At 32.7% G+C, this 16,174-nt stretch carries 12 protein-coding genes; 3 read left to right on the top strand and 9 right to left on the bottom strand.

Annotation, left to right across the window (positions count from 1 at the left end; translation table 11 throughout):
• The coding region (gene csaB / locus FWJ34_RS11700) for a polysaccharide pyruvyl transferase CsaB (RefSeq protein ID WP_308255502.1) at positions 1–1,029 on the bottom strand (1,029 nt) is incomplete at its 3' end.
• 318 nt (positions 1,030–1,347) lie between these two features.
• On the bottom strand, positions 1,348–1,728 hold the full coding sequence (locus FWJ34_RS11695; protein WP_308255501.1) for a hypothetical protein: 381 nt from the start codon (positions 1,726–1,728) through the stop codon (positions 1,348–1,350).
• Positions 1,729–2,496: 768 nt separating this feature from the next.
• On the opposite strand from FWJ34_RS11695, the gene FWJ34_RS11690 reads away from it, so the two are divergent.
• Positions 2,497–2,853, top strand: coding sequence for a hypothetical protein (locus FWJ34_RS11690; RefSeq protein ID WP_308255500.1), 357 nt, complete (start codon positions 2,497–2,499; stop codon positions 2,851–2,853).
• Positions 2,854–2,925: 72 nt separating this feature from the next.
• Here the strand turns inward: FWJ34_RS11690 and chlP are convergent, their stop codons facing one another.
• Together chlP and FWJ34_RS11680 are read right to left on the bottom strand one after the other, a co-directional pair.
• Entirely contained in the window at positions 2,926–4,149 is a 1,224-nt protein-coding gene (gene chlP / locus FWJ34_RS11685) for a geranylgeranyl reductase (protein ID WP_308255499.1), read from the bottom strand.
• A gap of 382 nt (positions 4,150–4,531) precedes the next feature.
• Positions 4,532–8,938, bottom strand: coding sequence for a PAS domain S-box protein (locus tag FWJ34_RS11680; protein ID WP_308255498.1), 4,407 nt, complete (start codon positions 8,936–8,938; stop codon positions 4,532–4,534).
• A 180-nt stretch (positions 8,939–9,118) separates the two neighbouring features.
• Here FWJ34_RS11680 and FWJ34_RS11675 point away from each other — a divergent pair, with 180 nt between their 5' ends.
• Entirely contained in the window at positions 9,119–9,685 is a 567-nt protein-coding gene (locus tag FWJ34_RS11675) for a Uma2 family endonuclease (RefSeq protein WP_308255497.1), read from the top strand.
• 217 nt (positions 9,686–9,902) lie between these two features.
• Here the strand turns inward: FWJ34_RS11675 and FWJ34_RS11670 are convergent, their stop codons facing one another.
• The 5 genes from FWJ34_RS11670 to FWJ34_RS11650 form a co-directional block, all read right to left on the bottom strand.
• Positions 9,903–10,268, bottom strand: a complete 366-nt coding sequence (locus tag FWJ34_RS11670; RefSeq protein WP_308255496.1) for a circadian clock KaiB family protein — start codon at positions 10,266–10,268, stop codon at positions 9,903–9,905.
• A 31-nt stretch (positions 10,269–10,299) separates the two neighbouring features.
• Positions 10,300–10,626, bottom strand: a complete 327-nt coding sequence (locus FWJ34_RS11665) for a circadian clock KaiB family protein (protein ID WP_308255495.1) — start codon at positions 10,624–10,626, stop codon at positions 10,300–10,302.
• A 348-nt stretch (positions 10,627–10,974) separates the two neighbouring features.
• A complete protein-coding gene (kaiC, locus tag FWJ34_RS11660) occupies positions 10,975–12,666 on the bottom strand; it encodes a circadian clock protein KaiC (protein ID WP_308255494.1) in 1,692 nt (563 codons plus the stop codon).
• Between the two features lie 27 nt (positions 12,667–12,693).
• Complete coding sequence (locus FWJ34_RS11655) at positions 12,694–14,856, bottom strand: EAL domain-containing protein (RefSeq protein ID WP_308255493.1); 2,163 nt, start codon at positions 14,854–14,856, stop codon at positions 12,694–12,696.
• Between the two features lie 601 nt (positions 14,857–15,457).
• The gene (locus FWJ34_RS11650) at positions 15,458–15,958 is read right to left on the bottom strand and encodes a hypothetical protein (protein ID WP_308255492.1); all 501 of its coding nucleotides are present in this window, start codon (positions 15,956–15,958) and stop codon (positions 15,458–15,460) included.
• Here FWJ34_RS11650 and FWJ34_RS11645 point away from each other — a divergent pair.
• Positions 15,957–16,088 (top strand): hypothetical protein, encoded by a 132-nt coding sequence (locus FWJ34_RS11645; RefSeq protein WP_308255491.1) that lies wholly within the window; start codon positions 15,957–15,959, stop codon positions 16,086–16,088. The two genes, FWJ34_RS11650 and FWJ34_RS11645, sit on opposite strands and share 2 nt — an antisense overlap.
• Positions 16,089–16,174 lie beyond the last annotated feature (86 nt).

Genomic DNA, 16,174 nt, shown 5'->3' with positions numbered 1-16,174 from the left:
TGAGTCAAATAAATTTTGATGTTTTAAAGCACTTTTAGCTAAAGATTTTATTTGATTATCCGATGAATTAGACACATTTTGATAAACTTTTAACCATTGTTCTGTAATTATATTAGCTTGATCTGGTAAATTATTTAATTCATAACCTTCAATATTTGTTTCTACCATTAAATTAGTTACTTTTGGATCATAAGACAATGCAAAACAATTACATTTTTCGCTTTTTGCCATAATTAGGCTATGTAAACGCATTCCTATTAACAGATTTACTTTTTGAAATAATCCTTTTAATTCTTGAGGATTTTCTATCATTATAATTTGATAATTTATCTCTAATTTATCTCCTATTTCTTGACAAATTTTTAAGTCTTTTGACTCTTGAAAAGGCACTAAAATAATATTTGCTTTAGTTTCGTTTCTTAACTCAATTAAGGCTTTAATTATTATTTTTATTCTTTCTGTGGTTAAACTATGATGAGATCTTAAATTAACAGCAATTCTAGGTTTAGGTAATAATTCTAAATTTTCTGTTATTTTACTAGATAATGCCCACACTGGATCTGCCGCTATTAAATATTTTATACCCCATTTTTTTAGTAATTTACCAGATTCTTTATCTCTCACACTGACACCATGACATTTTTTTAGAACTTGTTTAGTTAACCACCTAATAAAAGAAGTTTTTAGAGGACCAATTCCTTGGGCATAGGCGATCGTTTTTAAGCCTTTTAACTGAGCTAAAATCATTAAACCTAAATAAAAAAGAGGACTTTTAAGGCTAGTGACATCTTGAATTAAACTTCCTCCTCCCCAAATAAATAAGTCTTTTTTTCCTAATGTTAAAATTTGTTTAATAATTTCTAAACGAGAATAACTAATAACTCCATAATTTTTATGAGTTTTACTAGGATTTCCTGATAAAACTATAGGGATAAAACTGTTGGGTAATCTTTCTAAAACACAAACTAATAAAGCCTCATCTCCCGCATTTCCTTGTCCATAATAACCACAAATTATTGCTTTTTTCATATTTGGTTTTTTATACTATAGCAATCCTAAATTATTCGTGAAGAATTAAAGATTAAAAAATAAATCTGTAAATCTTACTATACCTTAAAGCTGACCACTGAAAGCTGATAGCTAACACCTCTTTAAATCTCACAACTCTCATAGAATTGCTATATTAATTATTCCAGAGAAAAAAATATTCTTAATTACTTATTTTTACCTCAGTTCGATATAAAATTTTATGGTTGTGGTAGGGAAGAGTAAGAAGAATTGATTAAAACATCTATAAAAGAAATTATTTCATCTCAACCAAAAATTTAAGAATGAAAGGATTCTGCCTTAGATGCCGGGTTTGCAAACATTGTAATCTACGTGGGAAACCACCGCCTCTGGAGCAACAAAACTGCCATAATCTCGACAAATGAGACGATAATTTCTCGTAACGGGAATACTAATGATAAATCGATCATGTCTGAGTCTTTTTCCCCTAAAATTAGTATAACTGGCTTGATTTTGAATATTATAAATAATTTGTCTAGCTTTTAATACTACATTCCTAGGTAAAGAACTCAAATCAATGGGATCTTGAGAAAATGTAGCTTCCCAAGCATTTTTTTCTTTTCTTTTTTCTTCCCTTATAACTTGTTTTTGTTCGCACCTATGACAATCTCTACCGTATCCCATATGTCCACAACTAAACTTTTTTCTTCTTTTAGACATTTTTGACCTCTCTCTGTTTTAAGCTATAGTTTTCTATTCATTAGAGAATCATTCATTAAGGCTTACAGAAAATTTCTAAGAGATTCAAAATTTAACTTTAAGTTTTGTAACCATAGCAGTTCTTACTTACAATGATAGAACTAGATTTACCTCCAGTTCTTTTTTTTTTAATACAAACTACTTTTAAACTTACTTATTGTTACTAATTTTTTTGATTTTTCAATACATATATTTTATTTATTACTTAGATAATATTTATTTTTATTAAAATTGATTAATTAAATTGTATAAAGTGGTTATTAAAATTTTTGAGCAAATTAGTAATAAGAAAAAATTTGTATTTATTAGCTTAAATAGTAGCAATAATATCAGTTCTTTAAGTTTAGAACTTTAGATTTAAACCAGTAATTCCTCTCAAAGCCTTGATCTGAGATTGATCCCCACAATATTAGGATACAAGATCTTCCTTGAGATTCACAAACTTTATTACAATTTATTAAGAAAATAGCTTCATAAAACTTTAAAATCCTCAGAATTTATTTATTAATCCCCAAATTTTCTTAAATGCTTTAACTCCTTAATTAAATTTAGCAAATAAATCTAAAAAATCAATTTATAATAATTTTCAGTCAAATATTAATATTATTTAATCGATTTAGGCTAAATTTTATTTCAAACTGAGGTTGCATTAACAAAACTTTAATCAATTTATAGACTTGATTGACTAAGATAAGAAATAAGGCTAGATTAATAATTAAGGTGAAAATTATGTATAAAAAATTAATTGCTGTAGCGTTATTAGGAACTATTAGTTTATACAGTAATAATTATGCCGTCATGGCACAAGAAACAATACAAGAAAATATAACTATTACGGGAGATTCTTTACAAGGATTAGATTCCAGAAGTGTAGTCGAAGATTTAGATAAAGATAAAACTCCTAAATTAAACGTTATTATAGAGAGAGATAATAAACCTGAAACTTTTAGTACAGGTAATGAATTTATTGATTCTTTAATGAATAAGTCAGCTAATCAATCACCTTCTATTACTAATGGATTAAACACTAATAAAGGTGATGTACCTACTACAGGAAGTGGAACTATCCCCCTCGTTAATTTCTAATATTGCTGATAACGGGGAATAGTTAATAGTTAATCCTGAATAGTAGATAATTACTCATTAATCATTACTGAATTACGGTGCTAAAGCATTACCTCTTAAAAGGCTTCCGATGGTTTTAGCTGTAATTTTCATTTGTACTAAAGGATTCGCAGGTACAACAGTTTTATATAAGTAACTGTCAAAAGTAATTTTTTGGACATCAATATCAGAACACATTTCCACAAAAGCCTCTCGGGTAGCATCACTACGATAAAAAACTCTTTGTAAAATATCTAAAACTAAATAAGTTGTACCGTATTGTTTATCCCAACGTTTGAGGTAGATTTTTAAATCCGCTTCCGTGGGTACTTTTTGCCCGTTATTGCTAGTTTCGACAATAACTTCGGCACACATTCTTGCAGATTTAGCGGCAAAATAAATACCTTCTCCTGAAGATTTGGTGACAGTACCGGCCGCATCTCCTACTAAAGCAACTCTACCAACTACACGACGAGGGCGAGGATGTTCGGGGATTGGATGGGCTTCAACTTTGATGATTTCTCCTCCTTCTAAGCGTTTTGCCGCTCGTTGACGAATTCCAGCTTGTAGGTCTTTGATGATAGCTTTATTTACTTTCATTGTACCAGTACCAACGGCAACGTGATCATATTTAGGAAATACCCAAGCATAAAAGTCAGGAGATACATCGTTCCCAACGTACATTTCTGCTAAGTCTTCATAGTAAGCCATTTTATCTTCAGGCAACCTAATTCTTTCTTGGAAGGCGATGGCATAATTATAATCACCGGCGTCAATGGCTTTAGCAACACGGGAGTTAGCGCCATCAGCACCAATAACAAGATCAACTTTAAGAGTTTTCATTTCTCCTTGGGCTGAACCATTAGAATGATCTGCATAATGAAGAGTATAAGGCTCTTTATCGTTGTTAGGAATATCTAATTGATAGACAGTACCGTTAATCAAATTAGCACCTAATTTAGCAGCCCGTTCACGCAAAAAGCCATCTAAGACTTCACGACGGCACATTCCAATATATTCCTCATCTTTAAGGGTTTGACCGATATTGACTTCAATATTTGAGGGTGAAATCATTTTCATTTTACGCACTCGGCGATCGATAATTTCAGGGGGTAAATCAAATTCACTCACCATACAAAGAGGAATGGCACCACCACAAGGTTTAGCGTTATCTAACTTTCTTTCAAAAATATAAGTTTCAATTCCTGCCTTAGCTAAAACTTCTGCTGCCGATGAACCTGCTGGACCTCCGCCTACTACTGCTACCCTAATTGTCACGGTTATCTCTCCTAAAAATCTTGATAAATTAATGATTGATTATAAATTGCATCTGAATAGAAATTTAGGCTAAAAAGAACACCTGTGAAAAATTTTTGATAGTTTTGCAACAGACCTTAACAAAGTTAGCAATATTTCTTAATAATTATTGGTAAAAAGAACTATTTTTAGTTTAACTCAGATCTTGCACCAGTACAATAATACCAATGAAACAAAACGGGAAAAATCAATTTTAGGAGTTTTAAAATCAATTCTGATTACTTTTCCCCCTTTCCTCATCGAGAATTGATGATAGAGATGCAAGATCTAAGTTTAGTTTAATACAGACAACACTATAGAACCTATTTGATATTTACGCTTGTAACTCAAATAACCAAAGGTTCTATATTATTGAGTCTTTACAATCAAGCTCCTCAATTAACTTCATAATCAAATCTATTTCAAAATCATTAATTAACTTTTTCAGAGTATCGGCTAATAATAGTATCTCATCAGGTATTTTTTCAACTAACTCTAACATTAAATCAGCATCTACCCCATAAGCCCCTTGATACATTTCTTGTAACCAATCAGAGGGCATTTGAGATAAAACTTCTTTCAAACTATCAGTATCTGAAATTATTTTTTCTGAGGGAGTTTGATTAATAGTTTCTAATTGACTAGCGATGATTTCCGTTACAGCTTTAAATAATTGTTTATTAGTGTAGGGTTTTCCTAAAAAAGTTTTCACATTAGCTGATAAGGCTAATTTTTGATTAGTAATTAAGCCACTGGTAGCAATAATATTAACTTGGGGATTAATTTCCTGTAAACTCCGAATTGCTTTTACACCATCTAAATTAGGCATCATCATATCCATGATAATTAGTTTTATTTTCTGTTGTTGTTCTCGATAAATAGTAAGTGCTTCCAAACCATCATTGGCAACAATGGTACGATAATTATAATTTTCTAAAGTGGTTTTTGTGACTTCTTGAATTGTCGTTTCATCATCCACAATTAAAATTAATTCGCCATTTCCTGTGGGTATTACTTCTTCTGTGGCAGATAATTTAATCTCTTCTTTAAGTGCGGGTAAAAATACTTTAAATTCTGTTCCATTACCTAATTCACTATCAACTTTGATAAAACCGTTATGATTTTTTAAAATTCCCATCACTGTGGCTAATCCTAAACCTGTGCCTTTTCCTGTTTCTTTGGTGGTAAAAAATGGGTCAAAAATACGCTCTAATAAATCAGGAGCAATACCTGTTCCTGTATCGGCAATGGTAACAACTACATAAGATCCTGCTTTTGCTGAGAAATTAAGCATGGCTTCATTTTCATCTAATTCCCGATTTTCTGCGGTAATGGTTAATATTCCGCCCTCTGCCATGGCATCTCTAGCGTTAACGGTTAAATTCATGAATACTTGGTGCATTTGGGTGGCATTGCCGGAAATTGTCCATAATTCTCTGGTGGGAATTTCTGATTCGATCATGATCGATTTAGGAAAAGTTGGTTTAAAAATACCGATTAATTCTAGAAGTAAATAACCTAATTGTAAGGTTGTCCAATTTCCTTCCGTTTGCCGACTAAAAAGGAGAATTTGTTTAACTAAATCTGCACCTCTTCTGGCACTATTAGAAAGCATGGTTAATAAGCGTTCGGTTTTTTCATCAAGGTTAGGAAAATGACTGGGTAGTAATTGACTCACTCCTAAAATGGGGGTTAAAATGTTGTTAAAATCGTGAGCAATGCCTCCGGCTAGTGTGCCTAAACTTTCTAATCTTTGGGCGTGATAAAATTGCTTTTCTAGTTGTTTTTTCTCGGTAATATCGGTAGAAATACCACCAACCGCAATAATTTTACCTTCACTATTACGGAAAGGAAATTTTAAAGTAATATAAGTATGAATACCATCTCTTAGAGGAATGGTTTCTTCGCTTTCTAAGAGTTTATTGTCTTTGATTACTTTGAGGTTGTTAGCAGCAAAAAAATCTGCTGTTTTTTGATCCCAAACATCATAAATACTTTTACCGATTAATTGTTCTGAACTGGTTGCTAAAAGGTCGCTATAACCTTGATTAACTAAAAGATGTTTGTTGTCTAAATCAATTAAATAAATAATAACTGGGGCATATTCTAGCACTGCTTTTAATTTTTGTTCACTTTCAAACAAGGATTGTTGTGCTTGTTTAATTTCTAATAATTGGTGATGGGTTTTTTGATATAATTCTGCTTGTTGAATAGCAATACTTACTTGAATTGAGAGTTGTTTAATTAAGTCAATTTCGCTTTGTTTCCATTGTCGAGGATTAGCACATTGATCAACAATTAATAAACCCCATAATTGGTTTTCTTGTAAAATCGGAACTGCCAGACTGGGGCTGACTTGAAAAGGTTGCATCAATTCATGATAATATAGTTTTATATCATCAGCATCAAAATCGCTTCTGGTGGTAACTAAACCTTGACGATAAGACTCAACATATTTCTCAACAAAACAAGGATCATAAATATTACTATTAATAATTGCTGGATAATTGGGATTCACTGATTCTGTAATGATGGTAACAGTTTCATCTTCTTGAAAACGTAAAATAATTGTCCGATCTGCTTGTAATAATTCTCTGACTTGATCTACTGTGGTTTGTAAGATTTGATCAAGGTTAAGAGTTTGGCGAATGGTTTGAGCAATATTGTTAATTAATTGTTCTTTTTTTAATTGTTCTTGTAAAGCTATTTCAGCTTGTTTACGTTGTGTAATCTCAAAATTAACACCTCCTGCTGTAACAGGATTTCCCCGCTCATCGAAGTAAAAACGCCCTCGGGCTGCCATCCAGTGAATACTACTATCACTCCATTTTACCCGAAATTCACAGTCAAGAATCCCTGTTTTCGTAGCACGCTCAAAGGCTTGATCAAAGATGTCTTGATCTTCTGGGATAATATGTTGACGTGCGATCCTTTGTCCCCATTCTATCTGTGCGGTTTCGTAACCGAATAGCTGATCATGACGCAAAGAACGCATCGCAGATACATTACGAGTTAAATCTAAAGACCATGTTCCCATTTGGGCGGCTTCAAGGGCAATATTCAAACTTTCCTGAACTTGAGATAAAGCGATTTCTGTCTGTTTACGTTCGCTAATATCCTCAACAAAGATTAAAATACCACCAACATTATCTGTAGTTCTTTGCCAGGGTTGAATTTCCCATTTTAACCATTGTGATGAGCCATCGGCTAAAATATAGTAATCTTCATCGCATTTACTAGGAATACCTGCTAAACCCTGTTGATGCAACTGTCGCCAATATTCAGGAATAGATAAAAGATCATAGTGAGATTGTCCCAAAACCCTTTTAAGAGAGCCTAGTTTATAGGTATTGATCCAGCGTTGACTGACGGCAATATAACACATATTTTGGTCAAACATCGCCACATTTACAGGAGCATATTTGACAAATAAACTCAATTTTTGTTCGCTTTCTTGTAGTAAAATCTCAGTTTGTTTGCGATCGGTAATATCAATAATTGTCCCAATCATCCGCACAGGTTGATCTAATTGATCATAAATAGCTTGTCCTTTAGCTAATAACCAATGAATTGTACCATTGGGATAAATAACTCGATATTCTGCTTCATAAATGGTTTGATTGGCGATCGCCTGACGGAGTTTTTCTTCTGTGATATTAAGATCTTCTGAGTGAACTTGATCGTGCCAAGCCTGATAACTTGCTGAAAAATCTTTCGCTTCATATCCCAAGAGAGAATAATGACAACTATTCCACTGGATTGTATCATTTTGAAGATCCCAATCCCAAACACCAGTTTGCGTCAATTCTAATGCTAATCTAAATTGTTCTTCCTGTTTTTTAATGGTATTTTGAGCTTCTTCTAAGGCAATTTCCACTTGTTTTCTTCTAGTAATATCTGTTGAAATTCCCCTTCCTAACCAACAATTATTAACTTGATCCCATTGCACAATACGAGATGATCCTATCCAGCGTAATGTACCATCTCGATGTCGAAAACGATACTCCACATAGTGAGTTTCATCTTCTGGAAAATCGGTAAAAATTTGCGGTCTAATTTTGGCTAAATCTTCAGGTACAATATGACTAATCCACAAATTTTGATCCGCTATTAATTCCCTCGCAGTGTAACCAAAAAGTTGCTCACAACCTTCAGACCAATAGTCAAAAATCCAACTTCCATCGGTAAAAATACGATAACTAATAACTACTGCATTGGTAGCATTAAGAATCTGATTTAATTTAGCTGCTTCTCGAATTTTGCCTTGAGTAATATCAGTAATAACAACACTATAAACAATTATTTCATCTATTTTGTACTGCCGTAGGGATAGTTGTACGAGGATTTCCTCCTGTTTAATCTTACTAACTAAAGACAATTCAATGGTAATAACTTGCTCAGATGAAATCTGCTGTAAAATAGACAAAAAAGTCTTTTGATCTGGAGGTGCAATAAAAGTTTGTAAGTTAGAACCAATTAAACTTTCTAAAGGACAATGTAATAAATCTGATAATCTTTGATTAGAGTATAAAATCAATCCTTCACCATCGATCGTGGCAGCCCCTTCCCCCATTTGTTCTACTAAAAGTTGATAGGTATAATCTGCCCTTTGCAAAGTAAAAATTTTTACACCCGTTTCGTTACTGACAACTAACGCATCTACTTCCCCCGCCTGAATTGCCTGTAAAGTTTGTTCAGCTACTTGTAATTTTTCTTTAACTTCAGCTAATTCTTGACGTAATTTTTCCAGTTCAACTTGTGAATTGTCCATAATATTTTTTATTATCCATTGTTATTCTCTAATTTTTTTGTATAGTTGTGGTATTGCATGATTTGCTTTTTCCTCACTCTTTTGCACTCAGTATCAAACTTATGTAGTAGAATTAGAGTAGTTCGATCGTCTCCCTTGCTAGTCTTGAAAGTATCAATTACATAAAAACTATTAAAAATCATGGCTACTGTATTAAATCTTAATTCAATTACCAGGCTAACTAGAAAACAATTTGTTGAACTGTGTCAAGCGAACCCGGAATTACAATTAGAAAGAAATCCTCAAGGAGAATTAATTATTATGTCCCCCGTTGGTGGTGAAAGTGGTCAAAAAGAGTCTGATTTAAACTTTGATATTAGTCTCTGGAATCGTCAAACTCGGTTGGGAATAGTTTTTAGTTCATCTACTATCTTTAGTTTGCCAGAAGGTGGCGATCGCTCTCCAGATGTTGCTTGGGTATCTTTAGAAAAATGGGAAAATTTAACTCAAAAGGAAAGAGATGGTTTTCCTCCTATTTGTCCCGATTTTGTGATTGAATTAAGGTCTAAATCTGATAGACTTGCTCCTTTACAAGCAAAAATGAGAGAATATTTAGCATCGGGTTTATTATTAGGTTGGTTAATTAATCCTCAACAAAAACAAGTAGAAATTTATCGTCAAAATCAAGAGGTGGAAATTGTAAATATGCCGACTATTTTATCAGGTGAAAATATTTTACCCGGATTAAATGTCATGATCGATTATTAACAAATTAACTATTAAGTCTAGTTAAAAATTCATTAATGGTGATAATCTCTATATCCCGAAAAGGATTTAACACCAATAAATCTCGATGGTCTGTGATCAAAAAATTAGCATTTCCGTCAAGAGCAACTTCAAGAAATTTATCGTCTGATTTTTAGTTTTTATACTGTTTTAGCTTAAGGTTTTTGATGGAAGAATCATCCCCTAACCTAGTTGTAAATCATTCATGATCCTCTTTTGAGCTTTGGTTAAGAATCAGATTAAGACCAATTAAAACTTTTTCTCGATCAGATAAATTACCAATTAATTTTTGTAAGGGTAAAGGTAACTCTTTAATTAAGGTAGGAATAGCGACAATATTGGCGTTAATCATAGACTCAGAATTTTGATAAACGTCAATAACTTCTAATTGATAACGTCCTTCAAGATGTTCTTCACAAATTTTTTTTATATTTTTTAACGCTTCTAAAGAATGAACTGTTGTACCCGCAATATAAAGACGCAATAAATAATTTTCCTGAGATGAATTGGTTAAAACTTCTTCAAAAAGTTGAGTGGTTTTTTGATTAACTTCATTTTCATTCATAGTGAATAAATCTATAGATGTTTAATAAATTTTATGCCTCTAAAAAGGGAAGAATTTGCAGTCCAATTAAGACTTTTTCTTTATTCGATAAATCACCAATAATTTTTTTAATTGGTTCTGGTAATTTCCTCACTAAAGTAGGTATAGCGATAATCTGATCTTCGATCGCCAGTTCGGGTTGTTTTGTTAAATCAATAATTTCAATCTTATACTTTCCTTCAAGATACTCCTCGCAAATATTTTTAAGATTAGCAAAAGCTGTTAAAGATTTAGGAGTTTGCCCTGCTACATATAAACGCAAAGTCCAAGGAGTTTCACTAGATTTATTCTGAAGATTTAATTCATTATCATTGGTCATGTTTTTCCCTATTGGTAATCAAAAATTTTCAAAAATTTAGAGCTAATTAGAGCTATTTTAAGTTATTTAAACAATAGTAAAAATTGCTCAATAGTAATAATCTTAATTGCTCTAAAAGGATTTAATACTAACAAATCAAAGTAATATATTTATTAAATTTAGAACGACTTAAAACTCCTCCTAACTCTAATAAAGTAATTTCACTCATTAAGATTAGATGATTATGCCTGATAATATCTAAAGCCTTTCTTGGTTTACTGTTAGATAATATTGAGCAATTTCTTTTGTTAGTTTAATAGTATTTTTTTGTGTTTTATTCATAAGTTAAAAACCTCTTAAATTTAATAATTATGACGATCGTGATTCATTCATCAAATTACGATTATCTAAAAGCGTTTGTTGATGTTCTTCTTCTTCAGATACCATTAAAGCTAATTCCTCATCTTGACTAGCTAACTGCATTTGTAGGGCAGTTATTTGAGCTTGTAAAAGATGTTTTTCCTGTTCTAACTTGCGTTTTTTCTGCTCTACAATTTGCCTCCGTTTTTTAATTTCTAATTGTTGCTGTAACTCTTGATTAACTCTTTGTGATCCTGTTAAAACTTGTCCTTCTCCTAAATAAACTTCTACTAAATTCACCCCTTCATTAGTAATGATAAATTCCCTGACTTGATTGGAGTGAGGCATCCCACGAGACTTGAGAATATAAAGTAAACGATTACGTTCGCCATTAGCTTTCATTACCTGCAATTCTAACCAAGTATCCATTAAAGAAGAAATACCAATGTCCGTTTGTTCATAATCAGATTCTTGATTACCTGCTGTGAGATTAGTTAATAAAACTGTAATTTGTTGACTTTTTAAATAATCGATTAAGCGAGTAAAAAAACTTTTAGTTTGTAGTATAGTACCGCTTAAAATTAAATTACTCATGGGATCAATAATAATTGCTGTGGGCTGAAAAGTTTTGACCCAACGATGAATTTTAAATAAGCGCATTTCTAAATTATAATTATTCGGACGCACCGCATCAAACTGTAATAAACCTTGTTCAACAAAGGGTGCTAAATTAAGCCCGATCGAGGTTAAATTACGGAGGATTTGTTGGGGGGATTCTTCTGTGGCTAAATATAAACAGCGTTCACCTTTTAAACAAGTGGCTTGGGCAAAATAAGCGGCTAAACTAGATTTTCCTGTACCTGCTTTGCCTGTAATTAAAATACTACTACCCCGAAAATAACCTTTACCTTCTAACATTTGATCTAACTCTGTTATTCCTGTAGAAATACGCTCATTAGAAACCTGATGATTTAACATTAACGATGTAATCGGTAAGACGGAAATCCCTGTTTCTTCAATCAAAAAAGGATACTCATTATTACTATGGCGTGAACCCCGATATTTAATAAATTGAATAGTTCTCGTAGCGATTTCATAAACGGTTTTTTGGTCTAATTTAATCACACAATCTGACACATATTCTTCTAACCCTTGACGAGTTAAACTATTTTCTCCCTTTTCTCCCGTAATAATGGCGGTGACATCTTGAGCTTTTAACCAATGAAATAAACGCCTTAATTCCATTCTGATAATATTGGCATTGGATAAACCGGCAAATAGCACTTCGATCGTATCTAAAACAACTCTTTTGGCTTTAATTTTGTTGATAGCGTAACCCAAACGAATCATTAAAGCCTCTAAGGTATATTCTCCCGTTTCTAAAATTTCATTAGCATCCAGATGGACATGATCAATTAAAATTTGATTATCAGCAATTAGCTGGTTTAAATTCCAACTTAAAGAAGCGACATTTGTGGTAATTTCTGAAGTGGTCTCCTCAAAAGTCATTAAAACTCCCGGTTCATTATAAACATTCGCTCCACGCACGAGAAATTCTTCCCCAAATAGAGTTTTGCCCCAACCTGCCGATCCGCAAATAAGGGTTGTTCTGCCTTGAGGTAAACCTCCTCCAGTAATTTCATCAAGTCCTTGAATTCCTGTCGGACATTTTACTAATTCTTGATTTTGGGTTTCTGTCATGGATGATTATTTTTTTACTATTAATCTTTATTCTAACCTTTGTGGCTTTGTAAGAAAACAAGGAGCAGGTTTAGCGATATGATAACCTTGAGCATAATCTAAGCCAATCGAGCCTAATTTGTCTAAAATTTCTTTATTTTCTACAAACTCAGCGATTGTATGTAAGTTCATCACATGACCAATACGGTTAAAACTTTCCACAATAATTAAATCAATTTCACTGTGAACTATATTTCTCACAAAACTGCCATCAATTTTTAAAAAATCCACTGGAAAATGTTTAATATATTCAAAAGAGTTCATTCCTTTTCCAAAATCATCAATGGCAAAATAACAACCTAAATGTTTTAATTTTTTGATCAATTCAATGGCTTGATCATAGTTAGAAATTGCGGTATCTTCTGTAATTTCAAAACAAATAGTTTTCGTGGGAATTTGTGCTTGTTCTAATTGCCCTTGTAAAAACTCAAAAAAATCTCCATGATTAATACTAGATGCGGAAATGTTTAGGGCATATAAATTATGAGAATTAATTTGCTCTTCATATTGTTGATAATAAGCCCGATATTGACTAAAAAAATTAGTAATTACCCAACGATCGATCATGGGCATTAACTCATAACGTTCGGCAGAAGGTAGGAAAAAACCGGGGGCGACTAAATTACCTTGTTCATTTAATAAGCGTAATAAAATCTCATAATAAATTGGTTTATTCTTATCATTAATCGGTGTAACTTTTTGATAATAAAGAGAAAAACGATTATCTTCTAAAGCCTGATTAATTTGCACAACCCATTGTCTTTCATGGCGTTGTTTAACTAATTCTTGATCAGTAGGTTGATATACTTGCACAAAATTACGCCCTTTTCCTTTAGCAGCATAACAAGCGGCATCAGCTACAGCTAAAACGCTATTTTTATCCTGAATATTAGCATCAATAGCCACAACGCCAATACTAACCCCAATACTAAAGGTTTTATTTTTATAATTAAAACGAAAATTTTTAACCATTTCTCTAGTGCTTTCCGCAATTTCGATCGCCTTTTCGAGAGTACATTGATGAAGTAAAAAGGCAAATTCATCGCCTCCTAAACGAGCTAAAGTGTCAGTATCTCTGATTCTTTCTTGCAATAATTGAGTTATTTGACACAACAATTCATCCCCGGCACCATGACCACAAGTATCATTCACAATTTTAAATTGATCTAAATCTAAATAACATAAAACATGATGCTGATGCTTATTAATGGCGGAGGAAATAGCAGTTTCTAATTGTTGTTCAAAACCCAAACGATTTATTAATCCCGTGAGAGAATCATGGGTTGCTTGCCAAGATAATTGACGAGTAAAATTATAGGATTCGGTAATATCTCGAAAAATAATTACAGCACCAATAACATTACCGTCTCTATTTTGAATAGGAGCGGCGGAATTACTAACGGGAAATTCTGTACCATCATAAGATATTAATAAAGTATTACTAGCTAAGTTGATGATTCTTATTTGTTCTAAGGCTTCTAAAGTGGGATTTTCAACTATTTCATTCGTAAAATCACTAATAATGTGGAAAACTTCAAATAAATGTAATCCTTGGGCTTCTTTTTCATTCCAACCAGTCAAGGACTCCGCTACTGGATTAAGATAGGAAATATAGCCTTTGGTATTCGTGGTTATTACCGCATCTGCGATCGAGCTTAAAGTGACTTGGGCCAATTCTTTTTCAAAAAATAGAGCTTCTTGGGTACGTTTATGCTCCTCAATTTCTTGGGTTAAGCGTTGGTTTTTTTCCTCCATACTAAGGCGTAATTGTTGGATAGAAAGATGAGTGCTAACACGGGCTAAAACTTCCTCTATTTGAAAAGGTTTGGTAATATAATCTGCACCACCAAAGCTAAAACCTTGCATTTTATCGAAAATGTTACTTAATCCACTGAGAAAAATAATCGGTATTTGGGCTGTTTTAGGTTCTGCTTTAATTTGCCGACAAATTTCATAACCATTGAAGTCCGGAAGTTGAATATCGAGCAAAATTAAGTCAGGAATTTGAGCTTTTACGGCTCTTAATGCCATTGCCCCCGTTGTGCAGGAGCGTACTTTATAACCTGCTTCCTGTAAAGTATCTCTGAGAAGACGCAGATTGTCGAGTACATCGTCAACAATTAAAATACTACTTTGGTTTGGGGGTGTCATGGTGAAACAATTTATTTTATCTAGTTTTTTGCCTCTCCCTCAGTTAATTTTCTTCGTCATCCAAAGTAAGAGATCTACTCTAAAATATTAGCATTTATAAGGCTTTTAGAGAATCGAATTATTGAGATCAAGGAGATGGTATCGATCACCGAGAATAGCTGATTTGGTAAGACTTTTAAATATTTTTGCAAAGCTACTAAAGCCTTATGTCCATAAATTGCTTAGATGAAACAAAGAAATACACCTGCATTAGACATAGTAGTCAAACAGGTGTGCTAAAACTGTGGGTATAACCCCCCCCTAATTTTCAACTTGTTACAAGCCCTGATACATTATTTAAACTTAAGTCATTACCTCAAAGGCAACTCCTTCTAATTGAAATTGAGGAAAATTAGCAAGAATATTATTTTTTTCGGCTTCCCCTACAAAAAGATATGTACCTGGTTGCTGCATATTTTGAAAACGGTAAATGTCAATTCCTTTATTGGCATCTGCACCATAAACATAAAAGGCAATACCTTCTTCTACGAAATTAGGGAAGTTTTGGCGAATATTTTGGCTTTCTTGCTGCCCAGCAAATAAATATGTACCCGGAACGTTTTTATTTTGAAAAACGGTAAATCCGAATTAAATCGTCCCCTGGTTCAATTCCTACTTTAAAAGCAATACCTTCTTCTGCAAAATTAGGGAAGTTTTGGCGAATATTGCGACTTTCTTGCTCCCCCGCAAATAAATATGTACCTGGAACATTTTTATTTTGAAAACGAGTAACAGAAGAAGAATTCTCTAAAGAATCAGATTCTCTTGAAGAAGAGGAGTAATCAGAATAGCCTGAATAGTCAGAATTTCCTGAAAAATAAGAATTCTCTAAAGAATCAGAATAGCCTGAATAGTCGGAGTTTCCCGAAAAAGCAGAGTAATCAGAATAGCCTGAATAGTCGGAGTTTCCTGAAAAATAAGAGTCATCGGAAAAAGATTCAAAATATGCTGGATATTGCTCTTTTAGATTATTAAAATATTCTGGAAATTCGTTGATAAGAGAAGATGGAGGATTTAATGTGCTACCATACCACCAACCATTATTAGAGGGATTGTTAGTCATGGGGTCACCAATAAACTGGTTAAGAAATGAATTATCTCCGTTAGCTAGATCATTAATAGTATCCGTAATAGTTCGTGCGCCTGTTAAATCTATCCCTCTTTTGTCAGTTTCCGATTTTAACTATTATTAAATATTTTCAAACAGCTTGATAACTAAAGATTAAAGCATACTACAGAGTCAAATTTACTAATTTAAAGTTTCGATTTATTTCATATT

Origin of the sequence: Geminocystis sp. GBBB08, from assembly GCF_016743215.1 — a bacterium.
Lineage (GTDB): Bacteria > Cyanobacteriota > Cyanobacteriia > Cyanobacteriales > Cyanobacteriaceae > Geminocystis.
Note: the sequence above shows the minus strand (reverse complement) of the source record. Positions and strands in the feature narration are given on the sequence as shown.

Bases quoted from the DNA above. Each gene is read 5' to 3' on its own strand.
- FWJ34_RS11665 (WP_308255495.1), bottom strand. From the start codon at position 10,626: ATGACCAATGATAATGAATTAAATCTTCAGAATAAATCTAGTGAAACT.
- FWJ34_RS11690 (WP_308255500.1), top strand. From the start codon at position 2,497: ATGTATAAAAAATTAATTGCTGTAGCGTTATTAGGAACTATTAGTTTA.
- FWJ34_RS11695 (WP_308255501.1), bottom strand. From the start codon at position 1,728: ATGTCTAAAAGAAGAAAAAAGTTTAGTTGTGGACATATGGGATACGGT.
- FWJ34_RS11645 (WP_308255491.1), top strand. From the start codon at position 15,957: ATGGGGTCACCAATAAACTGGTTAAGAAATGAATTATCTCCGTTAGCT.
- FWJ34_RS11675 (WP_308255497.1), top strand. From the start codon at position 9,119: ATGGCTACTGTATTAAATCTTAATTCAATTACCAGGCTAACTAGAAAA.
- FWJ34_RS11680 (WP_308255498.1), bottom strand. From the start codon at position 8,938: ATGGACAATTCACAAGTTGAACTGGAAAAATTACGTCAAGAATTAGCT.
- FWJ34_RS11670 (WP_308255496.1), bottom strand. From the start codon at position 10,268: ATGAATGAAAATGAAGTTAATCAAAAAACCACTCAACTTTTTGAAGAA.
- FWJ34_RS11655 (WP_308255493.1), bottom strand. From the start codon at position 14,856: ATGACACCCCCAAACCAAAGTAGTATTTTAATTGTTGACGATGTACTC.
- FWJ34_RS11650 (WP_308255492.1), bottom strand. From the start codon at position 15,958: ATGACTAACAATCCCTCTAATAATGGTTGGTGGTATGGTAGCACATTA.
- kaiC (WP_308255494.1), bottom strand. From the start codon at position 12,666: ATGACAGAAACCCAAAATCAAGAATTAGTAAAATGTCCGACAGGAATT.